Below are 13,899 nucleotides of genomic sequence, written 5' to 3' on the forward strand. Positions count from 1 at the left end.
AATGTCATTGATCAGTATGCATGGTGCATGGCTGTCGTTCAGCGATGCGCCGCTTCTTGATAATGCAGAACTGCATATCGAAGATAACGAACGCGTCTGTCTGGTTGGCCGTAATGGCGCAGGTAAGTCGACGCTGATGAAGATCCTCAACCGTGAACAGGGTCTTGACGACGGGCGTATTATTTATGAGCAGGACCTGGTTGTGGCGCGTCTGCAGCAGGATCCGCCGCGTAATGTTGAGGGCAGCGTCTATGACTTCGTTGCCGAAGGTATTGAGGAACAGGCTGAATATCTGAAGCGTTATCACGATATTTCGCGCCTGGTGATGACCGATCCCAGCGACAGAAACCTGAATGAAATGGCGCGGGTTCAGGAAATGCTCGATCACCATAATCTGTGGCAGCTCGAAAGCCGCATTAATGAAGTGCTGGCACAACTGGGACTGGATCCTAACGCCGCGCTTTCTTCGCTTTCGGGCGGCTGGCTGCGTAAGGCGGCGCTGGGCCGCGCGTTAGTGAGCAACCCGCGCGTACTGCTGCTGGATGAACCAACTAACCACCTGGATATTGAAACTATCGACTGGCTGGAAGGGTTCCTGAAATCCTTCAATGGGACAATTATTTTCATTTCCCACGACCGTTCATTTATTCGCAATATGGCGACGCGTATTGTCGATCTCGACCGCGGCAAGCTGGTGACCTATCCGGGGAACTACGATCAGTATCTGCTGGATAAAGAAGAAGCGCTGCGGGTGGAAGATCTCCAAAACGCGGAATTTGATCGCAAGCTGGCTCAGGAAGAAGTCTGGATCCGTCAGGGCATCAAAGCGCGTCGTACCCGTAATGAAGGCCGCGTGCGGGCGCTGAAAGCCATGCGTCGCGAGCGTGGCGAACGTCGCGAAGTGATGGGCACGGCGAAGATGCAGGTCGAAGAGGCGAGCCGCTCTGGCAAGATTGTCTTCGAAATGGAGAATGTTGATTACCAGGTTGATGGAAAGCAACTGGTAAAAGATTTCTCCGCGCAGGTGCAACGTAGCGACAAGATTGCGCTAATTGGACCTAACGGCTGCGGTAAAACAACGCTGCTGAAGCTGATGTTAGGTCAGCTTCAGGCTGACAGCGGACGCATTCACGTCGGCACGAAGCTGGAAGTGGCGTATTTCGATCAGCACCGCGCCGAACTGGATCCGGATAAAACCGTGATGGACAACCTTGCTGAGGGTAAGCAAGAGGTGCTGGTTAACGGTAAACCTCGCCATGTGCTGGGCTATCTCCAGGATTTCCTGTTCCATCCGAAACGGGCGATGACGCCAGTACGTGCGCTCTCTGGTGGGGAACGCAATCGCCTACTGCTGGCGCGTCTTTTTCTCAAACCCAGTAATCTTTTGATTCTCGATGAACCAACGAACGATCTGGACGTCGAAACGCTGGAACTGCTTGAAGAGCTGATTGATAGCTACCAGGGCACCGTGCTGCTGGTGAGCCACGACCGTCAGTTTGTGGATAATACCGTAACCGAATGCTGGATCTTCGAAGGCGGCGGTAAAATTGGTCGTTATGTCGGCGGTTATCATGATGCCCGCAGCCAGCAATCGCAGTATGTGGCGTTTAAACAGCCAGTTGCGAAAAAAACAGAGGAAACCGTTGCTCCTAAAGCAGAAATTGTCAAACGCAGCACGAGCAAACTAAGCTATAAACTGCAGCGCGAACTGGAGCTGCTCCCCGCGCTGCTTGAAGAACTGGAAGCTAAACTGGAAGCATTACAAGCTCAGGTAGCTGACGCCGCTTTTTTCAGTCAGCCGCATGAGCAAACGCAACAGGTATTAGCTAATCTGAACGAAGCTGAACAAGAACTTGAGCAAGCCTTTGAGCGCTGGGAGTATCTTGAGTCTTTGAAGAACGGCGCATAATTTAAAGGAGCACATATGTGCGAACATCACCATGCCGCGAAGCATATTCTGTGCTCGCAGTGTGACATGCTGGTGGCGTTACCTCGCCTTGAGCATGGTCAGAAAGCGGCATGTCCACGATGTGGCACTACGTTAACGGTTGAGTGGGACGCGCCACGGCAGCGTCCTACCGCCTATGTGTTAGCAGCATTATTTATGCTGCTTTTGTCAAACCTCTTTCCCTTTGTGAATATGAATGTTGCGGGGGTGAGCAGCGAAGTGACGCTGCTGCAAATCCCCAGCGTTCTCTTTTCGGAAGATTACGCCAGCCTCGGTACCTTCTTTATCTTATTCGTTCAGTTGGTTCCCGCTTTTTGCTTGTTGACCATTTTGCTGTTGGTGAATCGGGTTCATATGCCTGAGCGGCTTAAAACATGGCTGGCGCGTATTTTGTTTCAGTTAAAAAGCTGGGGAATGGCAGAAATTTTCCTCGCGGGCGTGCTGGTGAGCTTTGTTAAGCTGATGGCCTACGGCGATATCGGCGTGGGCAGCAGCTTCATCCCGTGGTGCATGTTTTGTATGCTCCAGTTGCGGGCTTTCCAGTGTGTGGATCGCCGTTGGTTGTGGGATGATATTGCCCCTATGCCAGCCATTAAGCAGGAATTAAAGCCTGGTGTGCCCGGCATCCGACAAGGGTTGCGTTCCTGTTCCTGCTGCACCGCTATTCTTCCTGCAGACGAGCTGGTATGCCCACGCTGTCAGACGAAAGGTTATGTGCGGCGTAAAAACAGTCTGCAATGGACATTGGCATTACTGTTTACGTCGATCATGCTTTATCTTCCTGCCAATATTCTGCCGATCATGATCACCGATCTGCTCGGGTCAAAGCTGCCTTCGACGATACTCGAGGGCGTGGTTTTAATCTGGAGCGAAGGCTCTTACCCGGTGGCTGCGATTATCTTTATCGCCAGTATTATGGTGCCGACGTTGAAAATGATCGCCATTGCCTGGCTGTGTTGGGATGCCAAAGGGCACGGCAAACGCGACAGTGAACGAATGCATTTAATTTATGAGGTTGTAGAATTTGTCGGTCGCTGGTCAATGATCGACGTTTTTGTAATTGCCGTACTCTCTGCGCTGGTGCGCATGGGAGGGTTAATGAACATTTATCCTGCAATGGGTGCTTTGATGTTTGCTTTAGTCGTCATTATGACAATGTTTTCTGCGATGACATTTGATCCCCGTCTGTCGTGGGACCGTGAACCAGATCATGAGGAGTCCTGACAGCATGGAATCTAAAAGTGGGGAAGCCAAAGTGCAAAAGGTAAAAAACTGGTCGCCCGTGTGGATATTCCCTATAGTCACTGCCCTCATTGGCGCATGGGTCCTGTTTTATCATTACAGTCATCAGGGGCCACAAGTCACGCTGATTACCACCAATGCCGAAGGTATTGAAGGGGGCAAAACGACCATTAAGAGCCGCAGCGTGGATGTCGGCATCGTCGAGAGCGCAACCCTGACTGATGATTTGACCCATGTGGAAATTAAAGCTCGTCTTAACTCCGGAATGGAAAAGCTGCTGCATAAAGATTCTGTCTTTTGGGTGGTGAAGCCGCAGGTTGGGCGTGAAGGTATCAGTGGGCTCGGCACGCTATTGTCCGGGGCTTATATTGAACTGCAGCCAGGCAATAAAGGCAGCAAGCTGGAAAATTACCAACTGCTGGATTCACCGCCGCTGGCACCGCCAGATGCGAAAGGGATCCGTGTGATTCTGGACAGCAAAAAAGCCGGTCAGTTGAGCCCGGGCGACCCGGTTCTGTTCCGTGGTTATCGTGTAGGTTCGGTTGAAACCAGCACATTTGATGCGCAAAAGCGTACGATTAGCTACCAGCTATTTATCAATGCGCCTAACGATCGTCTGGTGACCAGCAATGTGCGTTTCTGGAAAGACAGTGGGATCGCCGTAGATCTTACTTCGGCAGGTATGCGCGTGGAAATGGGATCTCTCTCCACGCTGTTTGGCGGTGGCGTAAGTTTTGATGTGCCAGAAGGGCTGGAACAAGGCGAACCGGTCGCACAACAGTCTGCGTTTAATCTTTATGACGACCAAAAAAGTATTCAGGATTCACTGTATACCGATCATATTGATTACCTGATGTTCTTTAAAGATTCAATTCGTGGCCTGCAGCCCGGCGCGCCACTGGAATTCCGTGGCATCCGTTTGGGTACGGTAAGTAAAGTACCTTTCTTCTCCCCGAATATGCGTCAGGTCTTCAACAATGATTACCGCATTCCGGTGCTGGTACGTATCGAACCAGAACGTCTGAAGGCACAGCTGGGAGAAGATACTGATGTTGGCGCTCATCTGGCAGAATTGCTTAAACGTGGCTTACGGGCATCGCTGAAAACCGGGAACCTGGTGACTGGCGCTCTGTATGTCGATCTCGACTTCTACCCGAAAGAACCGCCGATTACCGGTGTGCGCGAATTTAATGGTTATCAAATTATTCCGACCGTGAGCGGTGGTCTGGCGCAGATCCAGCAGCGACTGATGGAAGCGCTGGATAAGATTAACAATCTGCCGTTGAACCCGATGATTGAGCAGGCGACCAATACGTTGTCGGAAAGCCAGCGCACGATGAAGCATCTGCAAACCACGCTGGACAACATGAATAAGATCACGTCCAGTCAGTCGATGCAGGATCTTCCGGCGGATATGCAGAATACGCTGCGTGAACTGAACCGTAGTATGCAGGGCTTCCAGCCGGGTTCCGCCGCCTACAACAAGATGGTGGCGGATATGCAGCGTCTTGATCAGGTGCTGCGAGAACTTCAACCGGTACTGAAAACGTTGAACGATAAGAGCAATGCGCTGGTATTTGAAGCGAAGGACAAAAAAGATCCAGAGCCGAAGAGGGCGAAACAATGAAAAAGTGGCTAGTGGCGATGATGGCGGTCTGGCTGACGTCATGTAGCTCCAGCGGAGAAAATAAAAGTTATTACCAGCTTCCTATCGCGCAAGGGGGCGTACAGAGCTCAGCTAACCAGGGTAACCGTCTGCTGTGGGTTGAACAGATTGCGGTCCCGGACTATCTGGCGGGTAATGGGGTGGTTTACCAGACCAGCGATGTGCAATATGTGATAGCGAATAATAATCTCTGGGCCAGCCCCTTAGATCAGCAATTGCGCAATACCCTGGTTACGAACCTCAGTATGCAGTTGCCTGGCTGGGTTGTCGCTTCGCAGCCGCTGGGAAGCACTCAGGACACGTTGAACGTTACCGTGACCGGCTTCCACGGTCGGTACGATGGTAAGGTCATCGTGAGCGGTGAATGGCTGCTGAATCACCAGGGGCAGTTGATCAAGCGTCCATTCCACATCGAAGCTGTACAGACTAAAGACGGCTACGATGAGATGGTGAAGGTTCTGGCCAACGCCTGGAGCCAGGAAGCGACGGCAATGGCTCAAGAGCTGAAACGCATCCCTTAAGCTTAAATAATTGTAAATTATGCCGCCCCTGGTTCATTGCCCGGGGCGGTTTTTTTTATTTTTTTAGCCGTGGAGATAGCTGTTCTGACAGACTATTTTTGTACAAATGATTTTGCGGGTAGCTCACAAATATGACACTGGCGTGAATTTTGCGCATTGACGAGCCTGATGTTTAGGGGTATTCGTTTTAGTGTGATTGCACACTTAGTAATCACTGTTTTCTTTTCCACCAGACCCAAAAGATGAGGGAAACGAGGCATGAAGAGACAAAAACGAGATCGCCTGGAACGGGCACATCAACGTGGATATCAGGCCGGCATTGCCGGACGATCAAAAGAAATGTGTCCCTATCAGACGCTGAATCAGAGGTCATACTGGCTGGGAGGCTGGCGAGAAGCCATGGGGGATAGGGTTTTAATGGCCTGATTCTGTCTCTTTAGATAAAAGAAACCTCCGCAGAGCGGAGGTTTCGCCTTTTTGCCCACCAGACAAGACGAATAAACGTTAATGTCTGGCGGCTACGCTGACCTTGATTAGAACGCAGAAGTGTCCTGGAACAGACCCACTTTCAGATCGTTTGCGGTATAGATCAGACGACCATCAACCAGCACTTCACCATCAGCCAGGCCCATGATCAGGCGACGATTAACGATGCGTTTGAAGTGAATGCGGTAAGTCACTTTCTTCGCAGTCGGCAGAACCTGGCCGGTGAATTTAACTTCGCCTACGCCCAGCGCGCGGCCTTTACCTTCGCCGCCCAGCCAGCCGAGATAGAATCCAACCAGCTGCCACATGGCATCCAGACCCAGGCAGCCCGGCATCACCGGATCGCCGATAAAGTGGCATCCGAAGAACCACAGGTCCGGGTTGATATCCAGTTCAGCTTCAACATAACCTTTGTCAAAGTTGCCGCCGGTTTCGGTCATCTTGATGACACGGTCCATCATCAGCATGCTTGGTGCAGGCAGTTGTGGCCCTTTTGCGCCAAACAGCTCACCGCGACCAGAGGCAAGAAGGTCTTCTTTTGTATAGGATTCGCGTTTATCTACCATGTTCTCTGTAAGCCTTATTTTATTGAAGCACGCAGGATAGCTAACACGTGTACGCTGAACAAGTCCGATCAGTTCGGAATAATCCAGTTCAGCCAACGTAGCGGCCAGGGAAAACGGTGACGACCTTCCTGCTGCGTTGCCGTAGCAATACGCTCCTGGATAGTTTGCATCAGCGTTGTCTGGCCTTCACCATCCCACACCAGATTTAATAACAGTGGCAGCGCATCGGTCACGTCGTCCACCGCCCAGATAGTGAATTTTTCTTCTTCTACGGCCTGTAGCAGTGCGGGATGCAGGCTCAGGTGTCTGACATTCGCTGAAGGAATGATAACGCCCTGTGAGCCTGTCAACTCACGCTGCTGACAGATGGCGAAGAAGCCTTCAATCTTCTCATTCAGACCACCAACAGGTTGTGCCCGACCAAACTGATCGACAGAACCGGTAATGGCGATGCTTTGATTAACAGGAACGTCGGCGAGGGCGCTAATCAATGCGCAAAGTTCTGCCATGGACGCGCTGTCGCCGTCTACTTCGCTGTAGGATTGCTCAAAGGTCAGCGAGGCAGAGAAGGGGATTTGCTGCTCAAGCTGGAGTTCCGACATCAGGAACGCCTGCATAATCATCATACCCTTCGCATGAATATTTCCGCCAAGCTCGGCTTTGCGCTCAATATCCGTAAATTCGCCGTCGCCAATATGAACCACACAGCTGATACGAGAAGGCTCACCAAACGCGCGGGGGTGGCCAGGAAATTCAATCACCGACAGGGCGTTAATTTGGCCAATACGCTCGCCTTCCGTCTCGATCAGGATCTGTTCCTGCAGGATCTCATCCTGCATTCGTTCGGCGAGGAAACCTTCCCGCCATTCACGCTGGGTTAGCATCAGACTGAACTGCTCAGCGTTGCAGGTTTCGACCTCGCATAACGGGGCCACTTCTTTGAACTGCCGGGTGATCCACAGCGGGTTAAGCGGCAATGTATCCTGTTCGCCGGTATAACGAACGGCTTCACGGATTAGCACTTGCCATGCATCAGGGGCCGGGTAGGGCAAATTGTTGCGCGTAGCGGTATGTGTTACCCACTGACACCACTGCGTCATGGTTTCGGCATCCACTATCTGCAGATTATCTTCAAACTCGCTATAAATAGCCTGCTCAGCCAGCTCCGGCTCCATGTCCTGGAAGTCTGCCAGTGATTCACGTTCACCGACTAATACCACTTTGAGTTTAAGCGGCATAGGTGGAACGGAGACGGGCAGCGGGCGAGACTCATCAAAAGCTACCCAGTCAAAACGCTCGTGGCTGACAATGGCTTTCAGGCGCATCCACAGCAGCGGTTGGGCCAGTAGCGTGCGCAACGAAATAACCAGCACACCACCGTTGGCCTGATGCACAAGGCCTGGTTGTAGGGTAATTTCGCCATTGAACTGACGCAGACAGCCAAACAGTTGTTCGGCTTCAACCCAGTCAGCGCAGACTACCTGGGTTAATGTCGCAAAATTGTCTTCTGCTCTCTCAGCTGTACGATAGCGGATAGTGTGACCGGAGATATCATAATGACCTCCGGTGAGACTTCCGGCATCAGAGTGCAGAGGCCGCGCGGCCTCTGCAATAAGGTTGATGTACTCAAGCTCTTCCGGCGCTTTTACCAGCATGAACGAAGACGTCGTCCAGTGCTGAAGAAGCTGCTCCAGCGCAAATTGTAAACGTGGCTGAGTATCACTAAGTAAGGTATCGGTGTCGTCAGTGACGTGCGGCTGTGCAAATACTTCCTGATAACTATCGGTGTCAGGAACCAGATCACGCCATGCAAGTTTCGTAATGGTCAAAGTTGATGTTTTTTAGTCTGTTGTAAAAAACGAGATTATACCGTAACCATCATCACTGCACACGTGGAAAGCGCTGTGAAACGAATGCGATGACGCGCGACAGTTCACAGGCTGGATATTCTTTTCTTCAGATGCCGAAAAAGCTGATATTCTGATAAGAGTTACACGGTAACATTGAGATCGCAATGAAATATCAACAACTTGAAAACCTTGAAAGCGGCTGGAAATGGAAGTATCTGGTGAAGAAGCATCGTGAGGGGGAGTTAATCACCCGTTACGTAGAGGCCAGCGCTGCCGAAGAAGCCGTTGATTTGTTGCTAACCCTCGAAAATGAACCGGTTCGGGTCAATACCTGGATTGAAGAACACATGAACTCTGCGCTGCTAAATCGTATGAAACAAACCATACGAGCGAGGCGTAAGCGGCACTTTAACGCGGAGCATCAGCATACGCGAAAGAAATCTATCGATCTGGAATTTATGGTCTGGCAGCGCTTAGCGGGGCTTGCGCAGCGGCGCGGCAAAACGCTTTCTGAAACCATTGTGCAACTGATTGAAGACGCAGAGCATAAAGAGAAGTACGCGAATAAAATGTCGACCTTGAAGCAGGATTTACAGGCGCTGCTGGGAAAAGAATAACCACAGAGTGGCTAAATGTGTTGTGTACAGGCGTGCTTTGATTGATAAAAAAGTGAAAAAAAACCCCGCAAAGCGGGGTTTTTTTATAAGACGATAACTTAAGCCTGAGGCTGAGTTACAACGTCTTTGATACCTTTAACTTCGATCTCAACACGACGATCCGGAGCCAGGCAGTCGATCAGTGCAGCGCGAGCTTTCACGTTGTCACAGGTGTTGCCAGTAACCGGGTTGGATTCGCCCATGCCACGTGCAGAGATTTTGTCAGAAGGAATACCTTTAGAGATCAGGTAATCAACAACGGACTGAGCACGTTTCTCGGACAGACCCTGGTTGTAAGCGTCAGAACCGATGCGGTCAGTGAAGCCCAGAACCACTACGGAACCGTCTTTCGGATCCAGGTTGCTCAGCTGGCTGTACATCTGATCCAGAGCCTGCTGGCCTTCTGGTTTCAGAGTTGCTTTGTTGAAGTTGAACAGAACGTCAGACTTCAGAGTGAAGTGTTTGGTCTGTACTTCCGGAGCCGGAGCCGGAGCAACAACTACTGGAGCTGCTTCTTCCTGCTGACCGAAACGGTAGGAAACACCAACGCTCAACAGACCGTTATCCGGACGACCGCCAACGGTGTTCGCGTCACCGATGTTGTTGGTCCACTGGTATTCCAGACGGGTAGCGATTTCAGGAGTAATTGCATACTCTACGCCACCTGCGAATACTGGGGAAACACCAGTGTCGTGGTCTTTGAAGCCTTGGTTGTTTTTAGCGTCTGCACGCCAAACCATACCACCCAGACGGGTATAAACGTCCAGATCGTCAGTGATTGGGTAACCCAGTTTAGCGGTCAGCTGAACGCCCTGAGCTTTGAAAGCGCCATTATTGTGGGTAGTATCGGTGGCGCCTTTGTACGGCATACGACCTAACCAGTCGTAACCCATTTCGAAACCAACGTACGGGTTAACCTGATAACCACCGAACGCACCAGCACCCAGTTGGCTTTCGTGGGTAGGACCGGAGTTGTTGATCTGGTTGTTGCCAATATCATGGTACTGAGACCAGCCCAGTTTAGCACCAGTGTACCAGGTGTTATCTTTCGGAGCGGCCTGCGCCACGGTAGCGAAACCAGCCAGTGCCACTGCAATTGCGATAGCTGTCTTTTTCATTTTTTGCGCCTCGTTATCATCCAAAATTCGCCATGAATATCTCCGAAGAGAGATAACACGGTTAAATCCTTCACCCGGGGACCAGTTCAATAGTTACTCTACCGATATCTGCGGCTTATGCCGAGCACCCCTGGCGATGTAAAGTCTACAACGTAGTTGAAAACTTACAAGTGTGAAGTCCGTCAGGCATATGAAAAAAAAAGGCTTGTGTACACATTATTTAACATTTATAGATGAATAAATGTACTGAGGATTTCCTGAAAACCGCTTCAGACAGGCCTTCAGCCGGAAAACGCGTTACAGCTCAATGGCAAATTAAAACATGAAAAAAAATTCCAGGATAATTCCTAATTTTACTCAATGATACAAATTCGAGTGAATTTTTAGCCCGGAATGCTGTCTCCCCGCAAGTGTCTGAGCGCGAACAGGACGCATGATAAATCCCATCGCATTACCTTCATCTGCCGCTTTTACCAGCTCGGCATGTTCATCTTCGGTTAATTCTTCCGTCAACCAGCCGATGACGACGCTGTAGTTACCCGTGCGCAGCGCACGAACCATCGATTCCAGCGTATTGCAGGGGGAGAGCTGGCTGATTTGCATGACTTTGGTCAATGGAAGCCCGGCCGACTGCACCCACTCACGGCTTAATTTTTGCTGAGGCGTCAGCCACAGCTGCCAGCGTGATTGTTGCCCTAACTGTTGCAGCAGGGGAAGCAGCAGGAGCTGCGTCATCATGGGCTGGTCCTCGCGATAGACCACTTCACTGATAAGCCCAGCGGTAGCGTTCTCTGCTGAAACGCGCGCAATGCTGCTCGATGCGGAAGAGAACGACGAAGAACGATTTGCATAACCTGAAGTGTACATAATCAATCCAGCCCTGTGAGTTACTGTATGGATATACAGTAACCCCGCCATCAATAAAGATCAACCTTATTTTCGGAAACAGGTTCGCAATTTTTAGTCATCATCACGGGAAAAATAAAATTCATCTTGCCCCATACGCATAAGTTGCCTATTTTCGTCATTAACGGATCTGCTACTGCAAATTATTTGCTTACGTTATGATTTAAAAGGATTTTTATGAAAGAAAAGTCTTATGCAAGAATCTATAAATCACAAGAATATCTGGCTTCTCTGGGAACAATTCACTACCGCTCACTGTTTGGCAGCTATAGTCTGACGGTTGGTGATACGGTCTTTGCCATGGTTGCCAGCGGTGAGTTATATCTTCGCGCCTGTGAGCAGAGCGCCCATTACTGTGTAAACAATTCTCCTGTCTGGCTAACATTTATCAAGCGCGGGCGTCCGGTTGTACTCAATTATTACCAGGTGAACGATACCCTGTGGCAGAACCAGCAGCAGTTAGTGTCGCTATCACAATTTTCACTCGATGCAGCCGTTAAGGAAAAACAGAGTCGCTTTGCACAACATCGCCTGCGGGAATTACCGAATATGACGTTTCATCTCGAGACCTTGCTAAATGAAGCAGGAATTAAGGATGAGGGGACATTGCGATCGCTGGGAGCTCAGATGTGCTGGTTGAAACTTCGGCAAAATAACCCTGCCTTAACGGTAAAAATACTCTATGCCCTTGAAGGGGCGGTTGACGGGGTGCATGAAGCCGCGCTCCCGGCGACGCGTCGCCAGGAGCTGGTGGAGTGGGTGAGTTCTCTTACGCCGGAACCGGGGTATTAGATGGCAGCACAGCAATTTGTTGCTGTAATCGCCGAATCTCCGGGAGCAGGGCAATCAGTAACCCAACTTGCTGTACGACCAGCGGCTCTTTACTGTCCGGACGAGGCTCGAGATGCTGAATTCGCTGCTTCAGATCTTCCAGCGCCTGGTATACGCGCTGCTCATCAGCAGGTTGATGGTGAAGCGCATCATCTACATAGCAGACGGCATCATCCAGCAATGCCAGGACGTCAGGATTGGTTAACTGCTCGCGATGTGCGCCGAGGGCGGAAATATAGCTGGTAAACGTATGGTTAAGACACAGCAAGCGGAACGCCGTTTCGCGTGTTTGGGCCGTGACATCCGGTTCACTCGACATGTTCGACACCACCGAAGCAAGTTCCGCATCACGATTGTGCGCGTCACGGCGGGCGATACGGTATGCCAGACGATTATCACGCCCCTGATGATATTGTTCGAGAATAGCATCAAGATAACGACAGTTAGCGTCAGTGGCCCGTTCAATCACTCGCGGCAGATTCCGAAAACGCCAGTCTGGCCAGATAAAGCTGACAGCAGCCCAGGCGATGGCACAGCCGATCAACGTATCGATGACGCGCGGAAGTGCAACTTCAAAACCTTCACCGAGCAGGTTAAAGCACAGCAGCACCAGCAGCGTGATAAACATGGTGGCATGCGCGTACTGGACGTTACGAAAGGCAAAAAACAACACGCCGGTGATCACCAGAAGGATCAATTGCCCTTCGAGAGAAGGTACAAACCACAGGATCGGTAACCCAATAGCGATCCCGACTAATGTGCCGATTATCCTTAGTGCCAGACGATGTCGGGTGGCGTTGTAGTTTGGCTGGCAGACAAACAGACTGGTCAACAGGATCCAGTACCCGTGGTTCATTCCGGTTATCTGGATAATGGCATAGCCGACGCAGAGCACCAGCGACATGCGAACAGCATGACGAAACAGGGCGGACTCAGGCGTGAAATTACGGCTCAGACGCAACCAGATATCACTGAACCCATGCGGGCTGTCATCGGCAAGCTGATTTTCAGACTCATTGCGCGAAAGTACCTGAGCCTGTTCGGACTCAATGGTAGCCAACTGGGCATCAATGGCCCGCAGGTTTGACAGCAAAAATCCCAACGTGTTGAGCAGGTCGGCAGGCTCACCACTCGCGCGCATGCGCTCAAGTGCAGCATCAATATGGGTGAAGACGCGCTCAAAGTGCGGATCGTGCTGATAAGGCGTGCGTAATAAAATACAGCGAGACAGTTGCGAACACGCTTGCCCCTGCATCGACATCAGGCGCTGGAAGCGGAACATCACGTCGCTGTGGCGGAAATGGTCGCGCAGCGTTTGATATTGAATATGCGAGGAGCTTGCGCGTTCGTGAATATCCTGCGCCACAAAATAGTAATGTAGCGTGCGACGTGTTCCTCGCTGTCCGCGGTCGCCGCGCAGGCGGGTCAGCAGTGACACCTTTGTCTGGTTTAGGGTCGCCATCAGTTGCCCATTCGCAAGAGCCAAATCATACAGCGGCGCCTGGCTTTCATCTTCTATGTCGGGATCAAAAAGACGCGATTTCAGTTCCAGATAGTGCGCTAACTGTTCATAGCTACGCGCCAGATTGTCCTGCAAGGGGCGAATAGGGAACAGAAGATGTCCGGTCAGGGTTAACAGGTTGTACCAAATGGCGCCCGCGAGCAGCAGGATCGGTTGCTGATACCACTGATCGTAAAGCGAGGTGCCGAGCATCGTGTAAATGGCGATCAGCAACGCGCCAAAGGCGATGGTTGCATAGCGCTGCCCTAATCCCCCCAGCAGTATAAAGCCGCTGGTGGAGAGCGTTAACCCAAGGGCAAACAGCCATGGCCATGGGAAGAGCAGTTCGACCGAGGCCGAGGCAATGAAAAAGCACACCAGCGTGATGATCAAATTGCGCAGGCGACCTGCAAGACGATCGTCCAGGTCAGTAAGCGCGGCTGCGACCATACCCAGCGTGAGCGGGATGGTCAGCTTAACGTCACCCAGCCACCAGGGCAGCGCTGTTGTGCCGCAAAGCGCGATAAAAATCCGCACGTAGTACAGCCAGGTGCTGTTCCAGGTATAGCGTTTGAGCAGAGGACTTAACATAAAGGCCATCGGTCCTG

At 51.3% G+C, this 13,899-nt stretch carries 12 protein-coding genes; 7 read left to right on the forward strand and 5 right to left on the reverse strand.

The features are described from left to right. Window position 1: 1 nt before the first annotated feature. The 5 genes from KQJ19_RS04150 to rmf all read left to right on the forward strand — a co-directional run bounded on the left by KQJ19_RS04150 (window position 2) and on the right by rmf (window position 5,803). On the forward strand, window positions 2-1,909 hold the full coding sequence (locus KQJ19_RS04150; RefSeq protein ID WP_016152476.1) for an ABC transporter ATP-binding protein: 1,908 nt from the start codon (window positions 2-4) through the stop codon (window positions 1,907-1,909). 15 nt (window positions 1,910-1,924) lie between these two features. Next, on the forward strand, window positions 1,925-3,172 hold the full coding sequence (gene pqiA, locus KQJ19_RS04155) for a membrane integrity-associated transporter subunit PqiA (protein ID WP_047501146.1): 1,248 nt from the start codon (window positions 1,925-1,927) through the stop codon (window positions 3,170-3,172). 4 nt (window positions 3,173-3,176) lie between these two features. Next, window positions 3,177-4,817: an intermembrane transport protein PqiB gene (gene pqiB / locus KQJ19_RS04160; protein WP_003836843.1), complete on the forward strand. Its 1,641-nt coding sequence runs from the start codon at window positions 3,177-3,179 to the stop codon at window positions 4,815-4,817. Continuing rightward, window positions 4,814-5,377: a membrane integrity-associated transporter subunit PqiC gene (gene pqiC / locus KQJ19_RS04165; protein ID WP_016152478.1), complete on the forward strand. Its 564-nt coding sequence runs from the start codon at window positions 4,814-4,816 to the stop codon at window positions 5,375-5,377. Before pqiB ends, pqiC begins: the two co-directional genes overlap by 4 nt. Before the next feature lie 258 nt (window positions 5,378-5,635). Beyond that, complete coding sequence (gene rmf / locus KQJ19_RS04170; protein ID WP_003035871.1) at window positions 5,636-5,803, forward strand: ribosome modulation factor; 168 nt, start codon at window positions 5,636-5,638, stop codon at window positions 5,801-5,803. 107 nt (window positions 5,804-5,910) lie between these two features. Here rmf and fabA read toward each other — a convergent pair whose 3' ends face one another. Continuing rightward, entirely contained in the window at window positions 5,911-6,429 is a 519-nt protein-coding gene (gene fabA, locus KQJ19_RS04175; protein ID WP_003035875.1) for a bifunctional 3-hydroxydecanoyl-ACP dehydratase/trans-2-decenoyl-ACP isomerase, read from the reverse strand. 68 nt (window positions 6,430-6,497) lie between these two features. Beyond that, window positions 6,498-8,258, reverse strand: coding sequence for a Lon protease family protein (locus KQJ19_RS04180; protein ID WP_216403367.1), 1,761 nt, complete (start codon window positions 8,256-8,258; stop codon window positions 6,498-6,500). A 185-nt stretch (window positions 8,259-8,443) separates the two neighbouring features. On the opposite strand from KQJ19_RS04180, the gene matP reads away from it, so the two are divergent. Beyond that, window positions 8,444-8,896, forward strand: a complete 453-nt coding sequence (gene matP, locus KQJ19_RS04185) for a macrodomain Ter protein MatP (protein WP_016152480.1) — start codon at window positions 8,444-8,446, stop codon at window positions 8,894-8,896. Between the two features lie 98 nt (window positions 8,897-8,994). Here the strand turns inward: matP and ompA are convergent, their stop codons facing one another. Both ompA and sulA read right to left on the reverse strand, forming a co-directional pair. Next, on the reverse strand, window positions 8,995-10,053 hold the full coding sequence (gene ompA, locus KQJ19_RS04190; protein ID WP_047501143.1) for a porin OmpA: 1,059 nt from the start codon (window positions 10,051-10,053) through the stop codon (window positions 8,995-8,997). A gap of 357 nt (window positions 10,054-10,410) precedes the next feature. Further along, the gene (sulA, locus tag KQJ19_RS04195) at window positions 10,411-10,920 is read right to left on the reverse strand and encodes an SOS-induced cell division inhibitor SulA (protein ID WP_032931135.1); all 510 of its coding nucleotides are present in this window, start codon (window positions 10,918-10,920) and stop codon (window positions 10,411-10,413) included. A gap of 216 nt (window positions 10,921-11,136) precedes the next feature. On the opposite strand from sulA, the gene KQJ19_RS04200 reads away from it, so the two are divergent. After that, window positions 11,137-11,751 carry a TfoX/Sxy family DNA transformation protein gene (locus KQJ19_RS04200; protein WP_216403368.1) on the forward strand — a complete coding sequence of 205 codons (615 nt, stop codon included), beginning with the start codon at window positions 11,137-11,139 and terminating at the stop codon, window positions 11,749-11,751. Here the strand turns inward: KQJ19_RS04200 and yccS are convergent. Further along, entirely contained in the window at window positions 11,729-13,882 is a 2,154-nt protein-coding gene (gene yccS, locus KQJ19_RS04205; protein ID WP_016152484.1) for a YccS family putative transporter, read from the reverse strand. The genes KQJ19_RS04200 and yccS overlap by 23 nt on opposite strands. Window positions 13,883-13,899: the final 17 nt, after the last annotated feature.

The sequence above is a fragment of the Citrobacter sp. S46_ASV_140 genome (assembly GCF_018919545.1).
Lineage (GTDB): Bacteria > Pseudomonadota > Gammaproteobacteria > Enterobacterales > Enterobacteriaceae > Citrobacter > Citrobacter braakii.